14 protein-coding genes are annotated in these 22,660 nt (G+C 55.6%); 4 read left to right on the top strand and 10 right to left on the bottom strand.

What is annotated here, in order from left to right; all coding sequences use genetic code 11:
• Nucleotides 1-185: 185 nt before the first annotated feature.
• The 4 genes from LVJ78_RS07690 to LVJ78_RS07675 all read right to left on the bottom strand — a co-directional run bounded on the left by LVJ78_RS07690 (nucleotide 186) and on the right by LVJ78_RS07675 (nucleotide 3,838).
• Nucleotides 186-1,370 carry an MFS transporter gene (locus LVJ78_RS07690; RefSeq protein ID WP_279387856.1) on the bottom strand — a complete coding sequence of 395 codons (1,185 nt, stop codon included), beginning with the start codon at nucleotides 1,368-1,370 and terminating at the stop codon, nucleotides 186-188.
• Nucleotides 1,371-1,583: 213 nt separating this feature from the next.
• Nucleotides 1,584-2,555 carry a sugar phosphate isomerase/epimerase family protein gene (locus LVJ78_RS07685; RefSeq protein WP_132954331.1) on the bottom strand — a complete coding sequence of 324 codons (972 nt, stop codon included), beginning with the start codon at nucleotides 2,553-2,555 and terminating at the stop codon, nucleotides 1,584-1,586.
• Nucleotides 2,556-2,564: 9 nt separating this feature from the next.
• The gene (locus tag LVJ78_RS07680) at nucleotides 2,565-3,272 is read right to left on the bottom strand and encodes a GntR family transcriptional regulator (protein ID WP_132954332.1); all 708 of its coding nucleotides are present in this window, start codon (nucleotides 3,270-3,272) and stop codon (nucleotides 2,565-2,567) included.
• Between the two features lie 26 nt (nucleotides 3,273-3,298).
• Entirely contained in the window at nucleotides 3,299-3,838 is a 540-nt protein-coding gene (locus tag LVJ78_RS07675; RefSeq protein WP_244802610.1) for a hemagglutinin repeat-containing protein, read from the bottom strand.
• 342 nt (nucleotides 3,839-4,180) lie between these two features.
• Between LVJ78_RS07675 and LVJ78_RS07670 the strand changes: the two genes are divergently transcribed.
• Nucleotides 4,181-5,131 (top strand): IS110 family transposase, encoded by a 951-nt coding sequence (locus LVJ78_RS07670; RefSeq protein ID WP_132954951.1) that lies wholly within the window; start codon nucleotides 4,181-4,183, stop codon nucleotides 5,129-5,131.
• Between the two features lie 840 nt (nucleotides 5,132-5,971).
• On the opposite strand, the gene LVJ78_RS07665 is transcribed toward LVJ78_RS07670, so the two are convergent.
• Nucleotides 5,972-14,155 (bottom strand): two-partner secretion domain-containing protein, encoded by an 8,184-nt coding sequence (locus tag LVJ78_RS07665; protein WP_132954883.1) that lies wholly within the window; start codon nucleotides 14,153-14,155, stop codon nucleotides 5,972-5,974.
• Nucleotides 14,156-14,293: 138 nt separating this feature from the next.
• On the bottom strand, nucleotides 14,294-16,078 hold the full coding sequence (locus LVJ78_RS07660) for a ShlB/FhaC/HecB family hemolysin secretion/activation protein (protein WP_132954884.1): 1,785 nt from the start codon (nucleotides 16,076-16,078) through the stop codon (nucleotides 14,294-14,296).
• A gap of 330 nt (nucleotides 16,079-16,408) precedes the next feature.
• On the opposite strand from LVJ78_RS07660, the gene LVJ78_RS07655 reads away from it, so the two are divergent.
• On the top strand, nucleotides 16,409-16,918 hold the full coding sequence (locus LVJ78_RS07655; protein WP_244802557.1) for a winged helix-turn-helix domain-containing protein: 510 nt from the start codon (nucleotides 16,409-16,411) through the stop codon (nucleotides 16,916-16,918).
• A gap of 20 nt (nucleotides 16,919-16,938) precedes the next feature.
• Nucleotides 16,939-17,460: an IS630 family transposase gene (locus LVJ78_RS07650; RefSeq protein WP_342345069.1), complete on the top strand. Its 522-nt coding sequence runs from the start codon at nucleotides 16,939-16,941 to the stop codon at nucleotides 17,458-17,460.
• 121 nt (nucleotides 17,461-17,581) lie between these two features.
• Here the strand turns inward: LVJ78_RS07650 and LVJ78_RS07645 are convergent, their stop codons facing one another.
• The 4 genes from LVJ78_RS07645 to LVJ78_RS07630 all read right to left on the bottom strand — a co-directional run bounded on the left by LVJ78_RS07645 (nucleotide 17,582) and on the right by LVJ78_RS07630 (nucleotide 21,510).
• Nucleotides 17,582-18,355, bottom strand: a complete 774-nt coding sequence (locus tag LVJ78_RS07645; RefSeq protein ID WP_132954214.1) for an MBL fold metallo-hydrolase — start codon at nucleotides 18,353-18,355, stop codon at nucleotides 17,582-17,584.
• A 335-nt stretch (nucleotides 18,356-18,690) separates the two neighbouring features.
• Entirely contained in the window at nucleotides 18,691-19,101 is a 411-nt protein-coding gene (locus LVJ78_RS07640; protein WP_132954215.1) for an organic hydroperoxide resistance protein, read from the bottom strand.
• A 294-nt stretch (nucleotides 19,102-19,395) separates the two neighbouring features.
• Entirely contained in the window at nucleotides 19,396-20,208 is an 813-nt protein-coding gene (dkgB, locus tag LVJ78_RS07635) for a 2,5-didehydrogluconate reductase DkgB (protein ID WP_132954216.1), read from the bottom strand.
• Between the two features lie 93 nt (nucleotides 20,209-20,301).
• Nucleotides 20,302-21,510, bottom strand: a complete 1,209-nt coding sequence (locus tag LVJ78_RS07630) for an MFS transporter (protein WP_341539397.1) — start codon at nucleotides 21,508-21,510, stop codon at nucleotides 20,302-20,304.
• Nucleotides 21,511-21,627: 117 nt separating this feature from the next.
• Here LVJ78_RS07630 and LVJ78_RS07625 point away from each other — a divergent pair, with 117 nt between their 5' ends.
• Nucleotides 21,628-22,539, top strand: coding sequence for a LysR family transcriptional regulator (locus LVJ78_RS07625; RefSeq protein ID WP_132954217.1), 912 nt, complete (start codon nucleotides 21,628-21,630; stop codon nucleotides 22,537-22,539).
• Nucleotides 22,540-22,660: the final 121 nt, after the last annotated feature.

The raw sequence follows: 22,660 nt of genomic DNA, 5'->3' as shown, positions 1-22,660 counted from the left end.
TAATATTTTTTTATATTATTTCTGAAGTGGCTTGGCAATGATGGTGAATCAAACTTGAATCAAGGCAGGGCGGGGCTATGCAGTGTTGGTTTGAATAATTTAAGCGGTGTCAAACAATCAGGCCGTCTGAAAAATAATCTTCAGACGGCCTAAATAACTGCTTTTGGAGCATATTCCAGATGTTGTTATACCGATTGCAATGAACGCTGTTGGCGGTTTTTACGGATATTTTTCACCAGTAATGCGGAAACGAAAATCCCGACACAGGCGAACACAGCCATTAAGCCAAAAACGATTTGATAGCCCAGCAGCCCCGGGTTTGCGTCTAAAACGTGGCCATAGAGGCTGTAGCAAAACATTGCGGGCGCATAGCCGATAAAGCTGCCCAGCGCCATGGCCGCGCCGGTGTTTTTGTCGCTGATTTCTGCTTCACCAATGGGCGCGAAAAATACAGCCCGTTGCGTAAAAATCACTGCGCCAAACAATAAAGTGCATGTCATGCCCAAGTAAACCGGCATATGCTCGTGCGGCAACACAATCAATATGCCCAGCATAATCGTGCTGATAATAAAGGTGTAGAAAAGATATTTGCTCGGCGATTTCAAAACTTTATCGGCGATTAAGCCGCCTATGGGGCCGCCTACCATTTTTAAGCAATATTGGTTGATAATCCCGTAGGCACCAACCAATGCAATCGGCAGGGCATAGATGTTGCTCAGAAAGGGAATAAAGAAAGTCAGCCCGCAATACACGGCGTAAACACAAAAAATGCTGAAGGCGATGAGCCAAACGGTTTTGTTTTTCAACACGCTGCCCAGCTTCGGATTTTCTGCTTTTTTCTCTGCTTTTTCTTCGGTTGCTTCGGCCGATGCCGGGTTTTCGTCTTCCGAGCTGTTGTTTTTCATCGCAAAGAATAAAACCACGCCGACTAAAATGGCGATGGAAGCATAAAACAGAATGCCCGCTTTAAACCCGAGATAGCCGCCGCCAAACCAGGCAAAGATAGCCAGGGCGCTAAATGCGATAATGGTGTCGACAACGCCGCGGCCGGTTTCGAAAAAGCCAAACAAGCGCCCTTGCTGGGAATTGTCGCCCAGCAGGCTGACCGATTTGAGCAGCACCGGCCAGTTGAGCATATCGCAGGTTACACCGAATAGCGCCCAAACAAACAATATTCCCCAATAACCGGGCATGGTAGACAAATAAATGCCGAGCAAGCCGGTGGCGATTAATGAGAATGACATCGTAAAGCGGCGCGGCAAGCGATCGGAAATATAAATCGATAAAAAGAAACCGATGGTTGTAACGATGGAATTAACTGACATGGCATTGCCAATTTGGCCATTGGTAAGATGAAAATATTCTTGCATGGGCACATAAAAAGCATCTTTCAATGAAGGCAGCTTATAAATAGTGCCCCCACATAAAACCAACAGGCTGAATATGGTCCATTTCTTTCTGGTCAGCATGATTTTTACCTCATCATAAGGGTTATGATGTCATTGATAGCTGTGTTTTGGCTAATGGCGTTATCCGACACCAACAATAAAATGTGTTTTTAAATTAAATCGATTGCCTTGGATTTAATTTAATACCGCTATCGCTTCTTGCGCTAATTCGTTAAGAATATTTCGTACATAATGAATCTGGTTGATGGCATCATCGAATTCTTTTTCTAATCGTGTATCCAGATTTTCTTTGGGCAGCTCTGTTTCGCTCATTTGCCGCCAAGGTATCCACGGATTATTGTCTTCCCCTTGAAAACGGAAGGGCGGGGCGTAGTAATCCACTTCTTCTTCCAAGCCGTAGGCCATCACTTGCGGGCTGTGTTCCCCCAAGCAAATAAGCTGAAAAAGCAGCTCTTTAAATGGCAGATCGCCTTGGCCGGAAATGCAGGCTTGATGCCCCAGCCCATTGGCTTCGCGGATAATCAGTGCATCTTTGATGTGCACCTGAGTGATTTTGCTTGCCATTGCCGCGAGAGCCGGGAGCGGCTCTTCATTTGCATTTATCATATTGGCGAAATCGAATAAAAGAGAGAGTTGGGGAAAATCGGCCTCTTCAATCAAGCGAACCAACTCATGGCTTTTCAGATCTTCATGCTGCTCAAGCGTGAAAGTTAAACCGCTGTGCTGATAATGCGCTTTGATATATTGGATATCTTGTTTGACCTGCGCCAACACTTCGGCCAAATGCCCTTCATAACGCGGATAAAAGCGCACCGAAGAAGCGCCGGATTTGAGCGCAATCGCCACGGCCGTATCAATGGTTTCGGCATCGGAGGCGCTGGTTTCGATATGAACATCCAAGCCCAAGCTGTGTGCTTTTTCTCCGAATTTTTGCAAGCGCGCATCATCGGCGCAGCTTAAAGATTGGCTCTCGCCGTCTAAAACGTGGACTTTGACGCCCTTAAGCTTTTGCTCGCTGGCAATATCCAATAAACCTTCCGGCAATATTTTTTCCATTCTCATATTGAGATGAAAGGCGTAGGCATGCAGATAAAGCGGAATATTCTGTATGCGCTCAACAATTTTTTGGGCTTGTATGCGGTTCATGATGATTTCCTATAAGTCGATAAAAAATTCTACTGATTCAAAACGCCAATATTCGATATCGATCTGAACGATTTTATCTGCCTCATCCGCACGATATTTCTTCACCCGAATAGAAGGTGTGCCCGGCGTTCCGCCAATCCCCTTGCAAGCGCTGCCCGAAAAGCGGGTGGGCTTAAATTCCAAATGCTTGGTATGCGTTTTTTTTGAATAGATTGTTTCCCACGCCTCAGCAAATGAGCCTTCACCAAGCTGCTCGATAAAATCAGGAGCCACTTGCGCATTGATAAAGGTTTCATGGTAAAAAACTTTATGGTTGTCCAGAGCGCCCCAGCCACAGATTTTGTATAAAGCATCGCCTTCTTTAACCCCGAGCAAGGCCAAAATGTTTGGCGCAGCGGCGTGGACACGCTCTTTGCTCAGATAGCCCCAAGAGGGCAGGCGCCCCTGCTCGATGGCAGCTTGCTTGAAACTCGTGGCGCTGCTGGGGTTGTAGTTGAAGCGAGGCAAGGCAACAAACCAACCCCGCCTGTCTTTGCGAAAAATTTTTGATTCACCCTCTAAATGTAATAAAGCTTGGCGCAAAGTCATGCGCTTCACCCCCAAAAGCTCCTCAAGCTCTCTTTCCGAAGGCAGCTTGTTTCCTGAAACGATAATGCCTTTGTCGAGCCAATCATTGAGCTTTTGCTTGGCTGATTCTACGGTGGAAGTATTTTCCATGAGTTAATCCATTTGGTTTAAACCAATCAAGTTGAGCACATATTACGCCTGCGTTGCATATCATGCAACACCTTATTTATGATAATTTTTTTATAGGTATTATTGAAAGTGGGGCGAAGCCTGCCAGCTGCCGGATTGCGGGTGATTTTGCTCTTGCTGTGGTTGTGGGTATCGCTGTGGATGAGGGTGGCCGTCTGAAAGCGGTTGCGGTGTTCGGCTTCGGCTTTTTCGGTGGAGGTGATAAGGCCGCCTTTGAGATCGGTGTGGTTTTGCACATTCACCCGATAGCCGCCATCGCCGGCGAAGAGGCCGCTTTGTTCGGCCACCGAAGCATGGTCGGCACGGATTTGGCTGTGGCTGAAATCGCCACTGCCGGACACGCCGTAGCCCACGGTGATTTGGGCGCTGCCCTGATATTGGCGGCTTTGGTGGGCGGCGCGGTTTTGCAGGCTTTCGATGTGGAGGCTTTGCGCATCGAGCTCGATGCTGCTGCCGAACACCTGCGCGCCTTTGAGGGTGGTGCTGCCGCCGCTTTGCAGGGCGGTGGCGCTTTGGCTGCTGCCGATATGGCTGCCGAGGTGGGCGGCTTCGTTGCTGTTGCCATAGCCTTTAGAACGAGGCCGTCTGAAAGATTGATGTTTCAGACGGCCTGAGAACGCGTGCGTGCCTTAGGGCACACACCCTTGTATATTAAAACCAATGTACCATAGCATCCAAACAGGTTATCCGCCTCCGTACACACCCTTGTATATTAAAACCAATGTACCATAGCATCCAAACAGGTTATCCGCCTCCGTACACACCCTGGGATTTCCACATCCGCGAAGTAGCCAAAAGAGCGGATAACCACCCATCAGCACAACCGAACAGTTGCCAGACAACACAACCGAATACAAGGAAGGTTCATGATGAGTACCCAAAACTATGGCGGCATCGATATTGCCAAAAAGAATTTCGTTATCGGCATTACCGGCATGGCCAAAACCAAAACCGAAACCAACAACCCCAAAGGCTTTGAGCACGCCATTGAATATCTGAAGAAGCACCAAGTCGATTTGGTCGTCATGGAAAGCACCGGCGGGTTGGAAGTGCCCTTGGCCAAAGCCCTGCACCATGCCGGATTGCGCGTAGTGATTGCCAACCCGCGCCGGACACATTCCTATTCTCTGTCGTTTTCACTGGGGAAAACCGACAATAAAGACGCCAAAATGCTGGCCGATTACGCACAAGCCATCGAAATCAAAGGCAAAACTGTCCAAATGCTTTATTGCCCCCGTTCAGCCGAAGAAGAAACACTCGAAGCCTTGGTCAAACGCCGCAGCCAGCTGGTCGAAATGCGTACTGCCGAGAAAAACCGTTTGACGCAGATCCACGAAACGCAAAAACAAAGCGTAGAAGATTTAATCGCCCATTTCGATGCACTGATTGACGCATTGGACGAGCAAATTTTCCAATACACCGATAGCGGCTTCGATGGAAAAGGCAAAATCATCAGCAGCATCAAAGGCGTGGGCAATACCACTTGTGCCATGCTGATAGCGATGCTGCCCGAGCTGGGGCAATTGTCCCATAAAAAAATAGCCCTGCTTGTCGGCGTTGTCCCGCCTCCGGATCAAAGCGGGGATTCTGACGGGAAAACCGGCTGTATCGGGGGCAGGAAGGAAGTGCGCGATATGCTTTATATGGCGGCACTTTCTGCCAGCCGCTTTGAGCCTGCGATTAAAGTGTTTTATGAGCGCCTGATTGCAAAAGGCAAGCCGTTTAAAGTGGCCATTAATGCGTGTATGCACAAATTGCTGCGAATTCTGAATGCGAGAGTGCGCGATTACCTCCAATCAGAGCGCCTCGCTCACGCTTGATTTTAAGTGTTTAGTGTTTTTGACTGACGAGTTGGAAACGCAGTTGCAGCGCAAATTGCTGAGTATTCTGAATGGAAGCGTACGCAATTATCTCCATTCAGACGGCCTCTCCTGCGCTTGATTTTCAGTGTTTGGTGTTTTTGACTGACGAGTTGAAAACACAGTTGCTACACGCAGGCTACGCTTGCTCTCTGAGTTTGTCACCGAATACAGCAAGCGTAGCCTGCATATGTGAGTAGGGTGTGTGCCCTAAGGCACGCACGCGTTTTTTTGTTTAATATAGTGGAATGAAAGAAAAACTTATACAGGCGCATGTAGCAAGCCATATGCAGAAGCCGTTTAAACCGCGTGCGTGGCTGCGCCACACACCCTACACATGATGCTAAATTTCTTATTTTTGTATAAGTTTTTCATGCATTCCACTATATAAGGCCGTCTGAAAATTCAGACGGCTTTGAAGTTTTAATTAAAAAAAATCAACCTAAGCTGGACAAGACGCGTGCGTGCCTTAGGGCACACACCCTACACGCAGGCTACGCTTGCTTTTTATATATAAATTAATATTGCAATCATCAGTAGAATAAAAATTAATAAAAATGTATTTATTCTTAAGAGGAATAAATTGCGTTTATCAGAGATTTTTTTCAACCCCAGAATAATTGGCCATATTGAAAAAGTAATTTGATTTAACTTACTTATGAAATCAATAACACTAAAAATAAAACCTTCATTTTTAAATAATTCATATGATATTTTTATTTGTATTAAATATAGAATAACATAAACTATAAAAAGATAAATAATTATATCGTCCAAAATATACCTCAATTAATTTTTAATTTATTTGCTGTTTTGTAAATTGATGCTCTTTTGATAACCAATATTGGCACCAACAAAAGCAGCTGCTCCAATTCCTATTTTCCCTGTATTTATTAACGATTCTCCTTTTTCTAATCTTGCTCCAGTACAAATCCCTCCTGTTGCAGCAATAGTAACGGTGCTGCATATTTCTGCAAAAAATCCATCTTCTCGTTGCTTATTAGAAGTAGATACTCCAACGAACCCTTCTACCCCCGCACCAGCAGTACCAGCGATAGTTAAGGTAATACTTTTATCTTGGTTGAGAGTAGCACTAATGTTTAATCCTAACCCAAGTGCAGCCGTTATTTCAGCGGTTATTGCGCTATTTACTTTATAGGCTTCCAGTAAAGCAAATAATTGTGACTGCTCTGTCTGGCTACTGGACTTATTGATAGTAATGCGATTAATTTCCTGATTGGCCTGCATTTGTAAGTTACGCAAAGCAGTTTCAGATAGCCCTAAATCACCTAATGAAAAATTATTCTCCACCACATTCTGTGCCATTTGGCTGCCAGAAACCACATCTGCCACATTTCCCGCAGTCGCGCCCACCGCTGCACCAAACAGGGCGCTGAGGGTGCTGATGTTGTTTTTTTCATCGGCATTTAATTCTTGGGCAGTTTTGCCATACAGTGTTTGCGCCAGGGTGGGGGCGAGCATTTCTGCGCCGCCGGCGGCCAAGCCTGCTGCAAGTGCGTTGTTGCCCGCCGCTGTGCCGGTGAGGATGCCGTTAAGCGTATGCAGCGCCAGATGTTCTTTGCTGCCTTCTTCAGGGCGGTTGCCGCCGTCGATTTTATTCAGCTCGGCGTTTTGTTTGAAATGTTGGCCGATATGGTAAGAAACGGTGGGGTTGGCTGCGGCGGCAGCGATGCCGAGGGCGCTGTCGGTCGGGGCGGCCAAGCCTGCGGCTACTGCGCTCAGGCCGGTGCTGAGTTTCTGCCAGTTTCCTGCTTGGCGTTGGTATTCCGCTTCGCTGAGTTGTCCGTTATCGCGCTGTTGTTTCAGGCTGTCCATTTTTTTGTTGATTGTATCTTTGGCCGATTGCACATTGCGACTGAAATTCTGCGTTACTTCCCGCTGCACATCCAATTCTTTCTGCACCTTATCCTGCTCAAAGCGGTTGTTCAGACGGCCTGAGTGTGCTGCTGCGTTATCGGTGGTGATGTCGGTGCGGACGGCGGCAAGGGTTTGGGCAACGCTGTTTCCCGTCAACTGCTGCTGCGCAGCCGCATCGCCAATCACGATATTCTGCGTGTTGATGCCGCTTTTGGTTACGCTGCTTTGGCTGTCGCGCTCAAAGCCGAAGCCGATGGCTTGGCTGCTTTGGGCGGATGCGGCGCCGGTGGTGGTGAGGCTGCTTTGGGGTGCGGCATGGCTGCCGAGGCCCAAGTCGGCATTGAAGCCGCCGGCGGCGCCGATGCCGAAGCTGGTGCCGCTGTAGCGGCTGTGGTTTTGGATATCGCTGTGGGCGAGGGTGGCCGTCTGAAAGCGGTTGCGGTGTTCGGCTTCGGCTTTTTCGGTGGAGGTGATAAGGCCACCTTTGAGATCGGTGTGTTGCTGCACATTCACCCGATAGCCGCCATCGCCGGCGAAGAGGCCGCTTTGTTCGGCCACCGAAGCATGGTCGGCGCGGATTTGGCTGTGGCTGAAATCGCCGCTGCCGGACACGCCGTAGCCCACGGTGATTTGGGCGCTGCCCTGATATTGGCGGCCTTGGTGATCGGCGCGGTTTTGCAGGCTTTCGATGTGGAGGCTTTGCGCATCGAGCTCGATGCTGCTGCCGAACACCTGCGCGCCTTTGAGGGTGGTGCTGCCGCCGCTTTGCAGGGTGGTGGCGCTTTGGCTGCTGCCGATATGGCTGCCGAGGTGGGCGGCTTCGTTGCTGTTGCCGTAGCCTTTGCCGTAGTTGCCGCCGGCGGTGATGCCGAAAGAGACGCCGTTGCTGAAATCGAGCGCCACGCCGGCATTGAAGCCGGCTTGGCGGTTGTTGCGCTGCTCCTTGTGGCTTTGCCCGGCGGCGCTGATGTGGATTTGGTTTTCTGCGGCAAGGCGGGTGCCGCTTTGGCCGGCGATATCGGCGCCGCTGATGCGGATATCGCTGCCGCTGCCGGCGCCGACGGCAAAGAGCGACACCGCACCTTGTGCACCGATGTTGGCGGCATGGGCGGTTTGGCCGCTGATGCTTTGGGCGGCGCTGTTGCGCTGTTCGCCATAAGTGATGCTCACGCTCACGCCGCCGGCGTTGCCTGATTTTGCTGCCCCTTGGGCGCTTTGTGCGGCCTGATAAGCCTGCCAGCCGGCATTGGCGGCGGCCATGGCATTGGTGCGGCCGTGGCGGCTTTCGCCCACCTGCTGCATGGCGCGCGCGGCTTCTTGGGCGGTTTCCACTGCCTGAATCAGCGGCGAGCGCACGCCCACGGTGATGCCTTTTTGGGTGAAGCGGTTGCGGTAGTCGGATTGATAGGGATTGGGCGCGGCGGCAATATCGATGCTTTGTGCCGCGATATCGATATTGCCGTCGGCATACACATCGCTGCCGGTTTGGCGGTAGGCTCGGCCTGCACGGATAAGGCTGTCGCCGCTGCCGCTGCCCGCGGTGCTGCTGCTGTGGATAATGCGGCTGCCGGTTTCTTGGCTCGTATCGGCGCGGTAGCCGATAAAGCGGCTGAAGGCGCTGCCGCCGCCCATCAGACCGTTGGTTTTGCTGCTGCTTTGCGCGCTGCTGTCGATTTGCTCTTCGGCGGCCACGATGTTGATATCGTGCGCAGCCGCCAGCTGCATGCCTTGCTCACCAAACACACGGCTGCCGATAATGTTCAAATCGCCTGCACCGGCCTGCATGCGCACGGTGCCGCCGGCCTGCGCGCTGCTGCCGATGGCGCGCAGATAATCTTGCTGCTCTTGGCTTTGGCTGCGGCTGTGGGTGGCGCTAAAGCCGATGGCGGGCATAAATTGCTCGGTGTTGGCAGCGATGCTGCCGCTGTCCCACGCCTGCCACTTTTTAAGCGCACCATCTTGGCGGCGGGCGTTTTGTATGCCCTCGATGCGTTTTTCTACTTGGCGCACTTCGGGGGCTTTGAGGTTGAGGCCGAGCGATATGCCGCTTTGCTTGCTGTGCGCTTCGATTTGGTCGCGCTCGCGCGCATAGGCCGCGCCTAAATGAATGCTTTGGGCTTGCAGGGTGAGATTGTTGCCGGCGGAAAGGGTGGTGGCGCGGGTGTCGATTTGCTCGGCGGCGGCAAGGGTGGTGTTGCCTTTAAGGCTGCCGATTTGGCTCTCGCTCAAGCGGGTGATGTCGGCATTGTGTTGCAGGCTTTGGCGGGATTTGCTGTAGCCTTTTGAAACCACGCCGCTTTTGATGCCGCCGCTGAGGCCGGATTTTTGGGTTTGATGAAATTCGCTGTCGAGATAGCGGCTTTGGGTGGCCGCTATGCCGATGTTGCGGCCGGTGAGGGTGGTGGCTTCATCGCTGATGATGCTGCTGCCGCGCACGAGTATGTCGCCCTCTTTGCCTGCGGCCAGCACCACTTCGCGCCCGCCGATGCTGCTGCCCACGGCTTCATCGTGTTGGCGGCTGTAGCGGGCGCTGCGGCTGCTGCTCGAAATCAGGCCGCGCGATTTGTCGCGGGTGGCTTCGCTTAAATCAAGCGTTTGGCGCCCTTCGCTAAGTTGGATGCCTTGCGTGCCGTAAAGCGCTGTGCGGCCGGCGCTGCTGTCGATTTGGCTTTGGCGGGCGCGGATTCGGCCGCCGGCGGCTAAGGTGATGTCGCCGGCTGCGCTGATGGCGGTGCCGGTTTCGGCGCTTTGGTGCACATGGCGGTGGCCGGCATCGCTCAAGCTGCCGTGGGTTTCGTGTTTGGCGGTGGCCACGGTGCCCAAATCAATGTGGCCGCTGCGGGCAATCAGGCGGGTGTGGCCGCCGGCGGAAGCATTGCTGATCAGTGCGCCGTCGGCTTGAATGCCTTCGGCCGCTTCCAGATGCAGCAGGCCGTCTGAAAGGGCGGCCACATTCAGCGCGGCTGTGCGGTTGATAATGGTGCTGCCGTTTCGCTCATCGCCGCCGGTAGCGGTGGTGGCGCGCAGGCGGATGCTTTTTGCCTGAATCGAGAGGGCTTTGCCGGCGGCGATGCTGCCGCCATCAATGTGCACGCCGTCATCGGCCTGCACATGCACTTCGCCGCCTTGAATCAGGCCGCTGTGGCGGATATCTTGTGCGCCGAGGTCAACCAAGCGGCGGCCGGCAATGGTGCCGCTGTTGCGGATGCTGCCTGCATCTTGCAGGGAAACAGCATCGGCGCTGAGCAGGCCGCCGCCGCTGCTCAGATCGCCTTTGCGCGCCAGCAGATACACTTTGGGCGCAAACACGGTTTCTTGGCTGCCGTCGGGCAGGGTGAAGGTTTGGCTTTCTATCCAGATGATGTCGCTGGTGAGGCGGGCCACCTGCTCGGCGGAAAGGGCAATGCCGGGCACAAGCTGCTGGGCTTTGGCAAAGGTGAGGCCGGAATCCATCAGCGCTTTGAATTGGGCTTCGTCATTGCTGTAGCCGTCGAGGCGGCGATAGCCGGTGAGGCGGGCCACTTGCTCGTTCACCAGCTTTTGCTCGTAATAGCCGTCGCCCAAGCGTTTGTGTGTGTATTCAGGGTCGACATTGAGCGCCTTGAGCATGTAGTCGCTGGAGAGCCATTGCCTGTAATCGGTGAAAGCAGGATCGGTTTCAATCAAATAGCCTTGGCGGGCAGGGTTGATGTTGAACAGGCTGCTGCCGGGCAGGCGGGTGTTTGCGGCGATGCTGCGGATTTCAGGCAGGCGGGCATCGGTATTCACCGCACTGATTGCGGTGTTTGCCGCGGCGGCTGCGCCTGCGTGGGCGGGCAGATCGGCCACGCGCTGCTCAACGATAGAGATGGCCTGTGCAAATGGCTCGGTGGTGGCGGGCGGGCTGGCCACGGGGGTAACGTCTTTATCAAAGTCGATATGGCGATCGCCCCATGTGCCGTGACTGTTGTAGCTGCCGCGGCGTGAATAGCCGCTGTTTTCAGTGCGCACGGTGGCGGGGGTGGCGTGGTTTTCGATCAGTGCTTTATCGGCTGCTTTCAGATTGCCTTCGATGGTGCCGCCTGCCAGGATTTGGCTGTTTTGGTTGCGCCAAGCGTCGCCGCTGATGTGTAGGTTGCCGCCGATGATGATTTCACCCGGCGTGCTTGAGGTGATGCGCTGTTTGTAAACAGATTGTTTGTAATCTGCTTTGCGCAGGCTTTGGGCACCGTATTTATGTATGGGAATGTTGCCGCCGTTTTTCAGGCGGAAGTTGAGGTCGTGTGTCTCTAAATCGAAATGGCCGTCGCGCCCGTTTCTGAAGAAAGGCTCTGCTTCGCCCACCCGCGTGAATTCGGTGATATTTTCTTGTGAAACCAAATATTCTTCAACGGCGAAATGCGGATTCAGATTGTCAAGCCGGGCGGCGACAATGCGGGCGCTGCCTTGGGCTCCAATGCGGGCGCCGGCATTGGTGAGCGTGTCGGCGCTGCCCTCAGCTTCGTGCGTGTTGCCCAAGCGGCCGCCGATGTTCAGACGGCCTTCGCTGGAAAGCAGGGTGCCTTCTTGATTGGTGATGTTTTGCGCGCCGATATCGAGCTGCCGGCGTGCGGCGATGGCTGCGGATTTTTCCTGCTCGTCGCGGTTGATTAAATCGGTGGCGGCCAGCGCCACATGGTTGCCGTAGATGCGGCCGCTGCCGCTGTTGAGCAAGGTGGTGCCGGCTTCGATGAGGGTGAGGCCGTTGCTGTTGATCAGGCCGCGGTTGCTGAGGCTTTGGGCGGCGCTCAGGTGGGTTGTGCTGCCGGATTGGATGTTGCCGCCCGCGCTGTTGTCGATATCGGTGGCGCTCAGGTGCACGCTTTCGCCGCCTTGCAGGGTGTGGCGGTTGTTCAGACGGCCTGCGCTTTCTATGCTGAGGCGGCGGCCGGCTTCGATATCGGCTTGGCTGCTGAAGTTGTGTTGCAGGGCGATGCTCAAATCGCGGCCGGCGGCAAGCCTGCCGCTGTTGGCGAGGGATTGGGCTTGGATGCGGGCATCTTCGCCGGCGAGGATTTCGCCTAGGTTGCGGATGCTGAGCGTGTTTTGTTGGTTGTCGTGAATGGAAAGCTGCCCGGCGCTGCTGATTTGGCCGCCGTGGTTGGCCAGGCCGTCTGAAAGATTGAGCTCGGTGAACTCGTTGCTGCGGATGTGGCCGCTTTGGTTGTCGAGCGTTTGCGCTTTGATGTTTAAGCGCTCTGCATCAATGCTGCCGCCGGTGTTGTCGAGGTGTTGTGCGGCGGCAAGGCTGATGCTTGGGGCGGCGATGCGGCCGCTTGGGTTGCGCAGCGCGGTGCTGTTGATGTGCAGGCTGCCGGCCGATTGGAGCGTGCCTTGATGATTGTCCAACGTTTGGGTGTGGATGTTGAGGCCGTCTGAAGATTGAAGGCTGCCGCTGTGGTTGCGGAAGGTATCGGTGCGGATGTCGGCGCTGTGGGCGCTGATGCGGCCGCTTGTGTTGCTGAGGCTGCGGCCTGCGGCGCTCAGCCGGTTGAGGTTCAGCCCGCCTTGGTTGCTCAGGCTTTGGTGTGTGCTTAAATCTGTGTTGCCGTTGGCGCTGATGCTGCCGCTGTTGTCGAGGCCGTCTGAAACGCTGATGCGGCCGGCCGGCAGGGCTTGCGGGGCGGTGGGCGCGGGGGCGCTTTCGGTGCGGCCGCCGCCGGTGGCGGTGGTGGGCGGGGCGCTTGGGTGGCTGCTGTTGCCCTGATCGGATGCGCCGTTGTTGCCGCTGTCGATCGGGGTGTAGCCGATCAGGCCGCCGGCCCGGTTGTGCAGGTTGGCGGCTTCAATGGCTAAATCTTGCGAGCCGGTTTGGGTGGTGTGGCCGCTGTGGTTCAGACGGCCTGTTTCCATATCCAAACGTGCGGCGTTGATGCGGCCGCTGTTTGCAAGAGCGGCTTGGTTGCGGATGTTTAATTCGGCGGCCGAAGCGAGCAGGCCGCTGTTGTTCAGCGAGGCCGTCTGAATGCGGGCGGCTCCTTGGGCGGAAAGGCTGCCGCTGTTGTGGAAATGCGCCGCTTGAATGGCAACGGCGGCTTTATCGGCGCTGCTGCTGCCGCTTTTATCGGCGGCCACGATGCTGCCGCTGTTGACGATTTCGCCATCGGCAGCAAGGCTCACGCCGCCGGCCGCGGCAAAGAGTTGCCCGGCATTGTGGATGCCCACGCCTTTTTCGGTGCTGATGAGGCTGATTTTGCCGGCATACATGCCGCCCAGCGCGCCGGTGTCGACGGCCACGGCGGCAGCAGGTGACGGGCCGTCTGAAACGGCGGTTGTTGCGCCGTTGGCGGCGATATCGTTGCTGCCTGCGCTTATCTGTAAATCCTGCGCCCAAATGCCGGCATTTACCGTTGCGGCTTGGGCGAGAATGCGGGTGTAGTCGGCGCCGGACGTGTCTAAACCGTTGCCGCTCACGTCCACGCTGCCGCTGCGCACGCGGAAGCCTTCGAGGTGGCCGTTGTTGATGATGGGGCGGCCGCTGGTGAGGGTGATGCCGGCCGCATTGATAAAGCCGCCGCCGTTTACCTGAATGCCGGCGGGGTTGGCCATAATCACTTCGGCGCGCCGGCCGGCCACTTCGATATAGCCGCCCAGCTGCGAGGGGTTGCTGCTGTTGATTTGATTCACAATCACCCGCGCTTCGCCGCCGGCAAGCCACGGGTTGCCCTGTATCCAGCCGCCGGTGTGGGTGGCGGTGTTGCTGCGGCTGTTGTTGAGAATCGCGCCTTTGCCGTCTACATCGAATTGGCGGTATTGGTTGACCGACACGCCGGCGGAAGTGGGCGTTTGGATATTGACTTGCGGCAGGCCGTTGGCGGTTTGCAGAATGGTGGGCTGCTGATTGGCCGGTGCGGCTTTGTCGGCGGCAATACCGGCTGCCTGCGCGGGCACAATCCACGCCTGCCCAAAGGCGAGCAGCAGCGAGAAACAGATGGCAGGCAGGCGCAAAGCCGCACCGGCACTTGCCGACAAAGCGGCGCCGGGCGCGCTGTCTTGCGTGGATTTGCCTGCGCGGGCGGTGTGTTCGGCCACGGCCACCATTTGGCCGCGTTTTTTGTTGAAGATCACTTTATAGAGGGTTTTGTTCATGATGCTTTACCGGTCAATATCAATAATGTTGGTTGATGCAGCAGCCAAACAGGCGCAAGGCTTGTTTTTCAGGCATGCTTGTTCTGCGAACAAGGGTCGGATTCGAGAATTTGGCCTACACGCTGTGCGGGGCAAATCCTAAAACGAATAATTCAGGCTGAAGCCCAATGCGGTGTTGGCCGTCTGAAAGCCGGCGGGCTTTTTAAAGGGCTTGCCGGCAAACACATCGTAATAAAGCCTGCCGCCGGCTTTAAACCCGCCTTTGAAACCGACCACGCCGCCGGCCAGCGTTTGGCCGCTCAGGTATTTGGCCGAGGGGCCGGCCACATGGCCGAGGTCGGCGCCGATATAGGCGGCGTGGCCGGGGTGGTAATGCCAGCTCAAATCGTTGCGCCAATAGCCGCCGCGCTCGGCAGCCAGGTTGAGCTCGCCATCGAAGCCGCGCACGGTGTAGCGGCCGCCGATGGCGATTTTGTCTTGCGGCACCAGCGCCGAGCGGCTCCATTGCGCGCGAAGGGAAGTGTCGTAGGCGAGCACCTGTTTGCCGAGGGCGAAAGGCAGGTTGAAATCGGCATCGAGGGTGAAGATTTTCATGCGCGAAGTGCCTTCGCCCAGCGCTTCTTCGGGCGCGGCCAGGCTTTGGTTGGCACCGGTGCCGCGTTTGTAGGCGGCGGCAAGGTTTAATGTGGCCGCGCCCAAATATTCTTTATGCGAAAGCCCCAGCTGCCAGCCGGCGGTTTGTCGGCGCTGCACGCTGATTTCGGCATCGTTGATAAAGCTGTTGGATTCGCGCTTCCACAGCTTGAGGGCGGCATGGCTTTTGCGGCGCTCGTCGCGGTAGAGCAGGCGGGAGAGGCCGATATCGGTGTTGAAACTCTCACCGTTGTAGTCGTAGTTTTCACTGTCGCCGGCCACGGCCTGATGGTAGCGGTAGCGGTTGTGGTTGAAGGCCAACAGCCAGTTGCCGAAAGGCGCGGAATAATGCAGCGCCAGCGAGCGGCTGCCGCTGCCGGTGGTGTGGCCTGCGCTGTCGGTGTAGCTGGCTTTGTGGCCCAAATCGTGCCCGTAGGACACATAAAACAAATCGCTCAGGCCGAAAGGATTGTCGGCGGCAAAGGTGAGGTTGCCCTGATATTTGCCGGTGGCCTTGCTGCCCGCATCATCGGCGCCCAAAGAGAAGCGGTAAGGCAGAAGCTGCTGCTGCCACAGCACCACCACATCGCTTGTGCCCGGCGCTTCGCCCGGCTCGATGCGGATATCGGCTTCGGCCGTGGGCAGGCGCTTGAGGTTTTCCAAACCTTGCTCGAGGGCGCGCAAATTGAGGATTTGGCCGTCTGAAAGCGGAAATTCGTTTTGAAACGAAGCAATGCGCCCGGCGGTGCGCGTCGGATCATCGGCAGCTTCGATGCGGATTTTGCCGATGCGGCCGGGCATCACCGTGAGCGTGAGCACGCCGCCGGCGAGGTTTTGCGGCGCAGCCAGAATGCGGGTGGTGGTGTAGCCCTTGGCAATCAGCGCGTTTTGGGCTAAAGCCATGATGTGGTTGATGCCTTGTGCACCCAAACACATGCCGGGGGCAAAGCCCGATTCGGCCAATGCCTGCTTGAGCGCAAATTGAAACTTGCCCGCCGCCTCGCCAACCAAGCGGATTTCCTGCACCGCAAAACAGGGCGACTCGGCCTGGCTCAAAGAAAAAGCAGCGAGAGGCGCGGCGGCCTCGCCCAAGCGGGCTTCGGGCGCAGGGCGCATTTGCTCTTGCAGATGCTGCCACCGCTGCTGCTCGCGCAATAATTGCTCTTGCTGCAAACGCCCGGCCTCGGCTTCGGCGGCAGCGGGAATATCGGCGGCGGAAAGGGGCGTGGAGAAGGCGAGCAGGCAGATGGCAGCGGCCAGCGGAGTGCGTGGGAAGAAGTTGGGATTCATGGTGGATGGGCAATGTGTTAAGAAAGATTTGCTAAGATTTTAATAAATTGCGTAAAGAAGAACAGCGGTTTGGGCTGAGGGGCGGATTTTGGTGACAATCGGCATAGTTTCGGGGTGGATATACCATGTGGGTATAATTAGGGCACGCGTGCTGTGCAAAGGCGGCGCAGTGGTGGGCAGGAAGTTTAAGCCGGCGTTGGAAAGCAAACAGGCCGTCTGAAAAGAGGGTTTCAGACGGCCTGTTTGCTTTTTAACCTATTCAAAGCCGGTGCGGAGTGTATTGCATGCGTACGATTATACCAATAAAAATAAATAAGCTATAATCACCCCATGCCTAAACTGACCCCAAAAAACCACCAACTCACCGAGCATGATTTTATCAAACTCGCCAAAACCGAACCCCACCCGCGGGCTCGGACACGCTTGTTTATACTGCACCAACTGCAACAAGGCCAAGCACCCGAAGAAATCGCCCCACTGTTCGGATTGAATCCCCTTACCATACACATATTGCGGCGCAAATATTGGGAATTCGGCATCGAACAGGCCATTTACGACAAACAGCGCCCAGGCCGCAGCAGCAAACTAAAGCCGGAAGACCATCAAGCCTTCAAACAGCGCATCATCGAAGAGCAAGAAAAGCGCGAAGGCGGCAGGCTCACGGCCGAAGACATCCATACCATTGCCGCTCAAGAATTCAATGCCCACTACAAACACAGCAGCAGCCTGTATCCTTTATTGCACCGTATCGGCATGAGCTGGATAACCGCCCGCAGCCGCCATCCACAGGCCGACCCAGAAGCGCAAGACGCTTTTAAAAAAACTTTGTTGACGAAGTAAAAGCCGTATTACCTGAACACATCAAGCCCGAACAAGTCGACATTTGGTTTCAAGACGAAAGCCGTATCGGACAACAAGGCAGCCTCACTCGCGTATGGCACGAAAAGGGAAAAAGGCCTCGCCTTATCCGCCAACAGCAGTTTGAATACGCCTATATATTTGGCGCTGTTTGTTTAACAACGGGCGCAACAGCCGCTTTGGTGATGCCCGGTGTCAACAAAGAAGCGATGCTGCTGCATTTACAGCAAATATCGAAAGAAACCCCCGAAGGCCGGCATGCCGTGGTGGTGATGGACGGTGCGGGCTGGCATCAAGATTTTCATGAGCTGAAAAACGTATCCATATTGAAACTGCCGCCATATTCACCGGAACTGAACCCCATAGAGCGGGTATGGCGGCAACTGAAGCAAACCTCCTTATCCAACCGTTGTTATAAGGGCTATGAGCAGATTGTAGAGGCTGGCTGCATTGCGTGGAATGCGTTGGTTGCAGAAAAAGACAAACTCTGTTCGCTGGTGGCTTGTGAATGGGCTTTATTATAGATTATTTATTTTAAATGGTATTACGCCGCCTTTGGGCGGCTAATCGTACCTACGGCTTGCTGTTAGTGTGGCATGCGTACGATTACGCTTTGCTTTGTAAAGCTAATCGTACCTACGCAGTTTAATAGCTTGAATTAATGGTGAGACCGTCGTAGGCGGGGGCGATGCCGGGCGGGCAGGCGGCGAGCAATTCTTCGTAGCCCAGCGCGTGGGTCATGTGAATCAGCCAGGTGTGGCGGGCGCCGATTTGCTCGGCATAATCGCAGGCTTGATCGAAGCTTAAGTGGCTGGGGTAGGGGCGCGGGCTTAAGCAGTCGATAAACAAATGATCCAAGCCTTGCAGAGCGGCAATTTGGGCGCTGCTGATGTGGTTGATGTCGGTGAGCCAGGCGATGTTTGCGATGCGGTAGGCGGTGGTGTGCCAATGGCCGTGCGGCATTTGGAAGTGTTGCAGCGGCGCGCCGTTGAGCGTGAGGCTGTCGGTGAGCGGGCGCGCTTCGAGCACGGGGCGGTTCCAGTGGCTGCCGGGCGGGAAAAAGGCGTAGTCGAAGCGCTCGCTGATGTTGGCCAGGGTGGCGGCACTGCCGTAAATCGGTATGCTGCCTTGCTGCTTGTAGCAAAAGCCGCGCAAATCATCAATGCCGTTGAGGTGGTCGGCGTGCGGGTGGGTGTAGAGCACGCCGTCGATGCGCGGCAGCTGCTCGCGCAGGGCTTGGCTGCGGAAATCGGGGCCGGTGTCGATTTGCCAGCCTTGGCCGCCGATATCGAGCCAGGCGCTGCAACGGCTGCGGCGGTTTTTCGGGTGGGGGCTGGTGCACACGGGGCAGGTGCAGCCGATGGCGGGGGTGCCGGAGGAGCTGCCGCAGCCGAGCACGGTCAGGCGGATATGGGGCATAATGTGTGGGTATTGTTTTGTGGGTTGTTTTACGGGAGAGGCCGTCTGAAACGGCACAGCACAAGTGGGTTATTATAGCTTATTAGGGTCTGTTCACATTTCATCACGCGACAATATTTTGGCTCAAAACGCGCCTGCTGCGTTGAAAATGCTCGCAAGGTGTTCAACCTTGCTGTGCTTTTCGCCTTGCAGCCACGCTTTTGCGCTCAAAATCTTACTCGCGGATGAATTGTGAACAGACCCTAGAAGGGAAAAGATGTTGCGCGCGCCGGTTGATTAAAATGCCGTCTGAATTTTCAGACGGCATTTTGAATTTGCCTTGCGGGCTCGGCGCGTTAAGCGGTTTCTACATGCAGGCGCACGTCGATATTGCCGCGGGTGGCGTTGGAATAGGGGCAAACTTGGTGGGCGGCTTCAATCAGCTGCTGCGCTTGCTCGGTGCTGAGCCCTTGGGTGCGCACGGTGATGTCGGCATCGAGCTTGTAGCCGCCTTCGGGGGTTTGGCCGATGCCGATGGCCACTGAAGTGTGGCTGCCGGCCAGCGGCAATTTCAGTTTTTTGGCGGTCAGCTCCAGGGCGCTGTCGAAGCAGGCGGCATAGCCCAGGGCAAACAATTGCTCGGGGTTGGCGCCGCTTTTGCCGGAGCCTGGCACAACCAAATCAAAGGCGAGGCTGCCGTCGTCAAGCGCAGTGTGGCCGGAGCGGCCGCCGGTGGCGGTGGCGCGGGTGGTGTAGAAGATTTTCATGCTTGCATCCTTGTGAGGTTTTGAGGGAGGCAGGTTGCCGGAGCACAGTTTCAGACGGCCTGCTATGCGTTACTTTAATGCAAAACAAATGTATTGTTTGTTGCGGCAGGGTTAAATTTTGTTATACATGTTTGTATGTATATTTAAAGGCCGTCTGAACGATTTTCAGGGTTCAGACGGCCTTTAAATTAAGTGCCCTTTCAATAAAGCAAATTTACGAGGCGGTGCAGCGCAGACTGTATGGCAAAGCGACACAACGCAGTAAGATGGTTTTTTGATGGATACCGATGCTGCTTAATCCCACTCGGGCGCCAAGCCTTCGGGGCTCACTTCGCGGCCGTTGCGCTCAAGCGCATCGATGCGCTGCATGTCGGCATCGGTGAGGGCGAGCTGCTGCGCTTTGAGGTTGCTGATGAGGTTTTCGCGCTTGGTGGATGAGGGAATCACGGCATAGCCTTTGTGCAGCGCCCAAGCCAATGCCACTTGGGCGCTGGTGGCTTGGTGGGCGCGGGCGATGTCGAGCAGGGTTGGGTCTTGCAGCACTTTGCCGTAGGCCAAAGTCATGTAGGAGGTGACACGGATAGCTTGGGCTTGCAGAAAGTCCACCAATTTTCTGTTTTGCAGATAGGGGCTCAATTCAATTTGGTTGGTGGCGATTTCGCCGCTGCCCACCACCTCGATTGCTTCGCGGGTTTGTGCGATATTGAAGTTGGACACGCCGATCAGGCGGGTGAGCCCTTGGGCTTTCGTTTCGGCGAGCGCGCCCATAAAATCGGCCAAAGCCACGCCGTTGCCGGGGGCGGGCCAGTGAATCAGGGTGAGGTCCACGGCATCGGTGCGCAATTTGTGCAGGCTCTCTTTGAGGCTGTCGGCCAGTTTGCTCGGGCTGTAGTTGTCGACCCAGATTTTGGTGGTGAGGAAAAGCTCGCTGCGCGGCACACCGCTCTCGGCAATGGCTTGCCCCACTTCGGCTTCGTTGCCGTAGATTTGGGCGGTGTCGATGGCGCGGTAGCCCACATCGAGCGCGTTTTTCACCGAATCGATCACGGTTTGGCCGCTTAAGCGGAAAGTGCCCACGCCAAAGGCGGGTAAGGTGTTGGTGTTCATATCAAGCTCCTGAATATAAAGGTTTTGAAAAATAAAGGTTTTCAAAGGCAGGCCGTCTGAAAGGCGGCCTGTGCAACAGCATCAGTTTAAAAATCAATCGTTGTTCAAGCAAGGGGTGACGGCTGCTTTTTTGCCGCTGCGGCTGCCATGCATCGATAGCGCGGTGGCCAGCGCCAGCAGCAGGGCACCTGCCCAAGCGGTGTGGATCAGGCCGCTGTGTGCCACAATCCAGCCGCCCAGCGCTGCGCCGAAGGTAATGCCGAGATTAAAAGCAGCGATGTTGAGACCGGAAGCCACTTCCACCGCTTGCGGCGCGTCTTTTTCGGCTTGCTGCACCACCATTAATTGCAGCGGCGGCACGGTGGCAAAGCTGGTTAAGCCCAGCAGCACGGTGCTGAACACCACCGCCACCGGATGCGCGGCGGTAAACAGAAACGACAGCAGCACCAAAGCCTGGGCGGCAAACAGAATATTCAGTGCGGTGCGCACACCGGCGCGGTCGGCCAGGCGGGCGCCGAGAATATTGCCGGTGGCCACCGCGATGCCGTAGGCAACCAACATCAGGCTCACCGCATCGTTACTGAAGCCGCTCAATTCCTGCAAAATGGGCGCCAGAAAGGTGAAGAGCACAAAAGTGCCGCCATAGCCGATCACGGTGAGCGCATACACCAACCACAAGCGCGGCGAAGTGAGCACGGCCAATTGCTGCGCACGGGTGGCCGGCGCACCTTGCTGCAAGCGGCTCGGGATAAACAGCAGGCTGCCGATAAAGGCGGCCACGCCCAATGAAGACACAATCAGAAAAGTGGTTTGCCAGCCCCAATGTTGGCCGATAAACGTGCCCAGCGGCACACCGGTAACCAGCGCCACGGTGAGGCCGGTAAACATCATCGCAATCGCACGCGCGGCTTTTTCTTTAGCCACAAGCTGGGTGGCGATGGTGGCGCCGATAGAGAAAAACACCCCGTGCGCCAGGCCGGTAACGATGCGTGCAATCAGCAAAGTGGCGAAGCTTGTGGCCTGCCAGGCCAAGAGATTGCCCAGCACAAAAACCGCCATCAACATCAACAACACATTTTTGCGCGGCCAGCGGGCGGTGGCCGCCGTGAGCAGCGGCGCGCTAAGCGCCACCGATAAAGCATAAAGGCTCACCGCCAAGCCGGCCGAGGGCAGCGTGATGCCCAAATCGGCGGCAATGGTGGGCAAGAGCCCCACAATCACAAATTCGGTGGTGCCGATGGCAAACGCACCGAGCATCAAAGCAAATAAAGCAGGAGGCATCATCATTTTTCCTTTCATCATAAGCAGGCCGTCTGAAAAAAACCGGGCTGGAAAATGCATCACAGGCGGCATTATGCTGCTTTTACATTTTCAGAAAAATAGGATAATCTGCAAATGATTTTTACAGAAAGTGCAAAAATGAAATTGGATTTAGAGGCATTGAATATTTTCGTGCAAATCGTGGAAAGCGGCTCGATCAGCGGCGCCGCGCAGCGGCTGGATATGCCCGTGTCGGCCGTGAGCCGCAGCTTGAGCCGGCTCGAGCAGCATTTGGGCCTCACCTTGTTGCAACGCAGCACCCGTCGCATGGAAATCACCGACGAAGGCCGCCTTCTATTGGCGCAGGCGCACAAAATACTCGATGAAGTGCGCCTCACCGAAGAGCGGCTGGCGCTGAGGCGCGCGCAAATCGGCGGTGTGTTGCGCATCAACACTTCGGTGCCGGTGATGCTGCATGTGCTCTCGCCGCTGTTGGCCGATTTTTGCGCCCAATATCCGCAAATCGAAATCGAGTTGGGCAGCAACGATCATTTGATTGATTTGATTGAAGAGCGCACCGATGTGGCGCTGCGCATCGGCCGCTTGCAAGATTCCGCCATGCACGCGCGCCTGCTCGGCCACACCGCCATCCGCATCCTGGCCGCGCCCGCTTATCTGGCGCAACACGGCACGCCGCAAAGCGCCGCCGATTTGGCGCAACACCGCCTGCTCGGTTTCACCGCCCCCACCACGCTCAACCAATGGCCGCTGCCCGACGGCCGCGGCGGCCTGCTGGAAATCAGCCCCGCCGTGCGCGCTTCCAGCGGAGAAACCCTGCGCCATCTGGCGCTGGCCGGCAACGGTATTGTGTGTTTGTCGGATTTGATGACGTTTACCGACCGCGAAAGCGGCGCGCTGGTGCCGCTTTTGGAACACGAGCGCGAGCATGTCAGCCAGCCGCTTTATGCCGTGTATTACCGCCACCGCACGCTTTTGGCACGCACCGCGGTGTTTATCGATTTTTTGGCGCAGCAAGTGGCGCAGATGCCGTGGTATCGTGCGCAGGCTTGATGTTGACGGGGTAAAAAAGACAGCGCCGTAGGTGCGATTAGCGCAGCGTAATCGTACGCATGCATATTGCACGCTATCGACTTTAAGTTGATTGAAACCCTCGCAGGCCGTCTGAAACTTG

This window comes from Uruburuella suis, assembly GCF_022870845.1.
Classification (GTDB): Bacteria; Pseudomonadota; Gammaproteobacteria; order Burkholderiales; family Neisseriaceae; genus Neisseria; species Neisseria suis.
The sequence above is the reverse complement of the archived record's forward strand: the minus strand, read 5'-3'. Positions and strand labels throughout refer to the sequence as shown.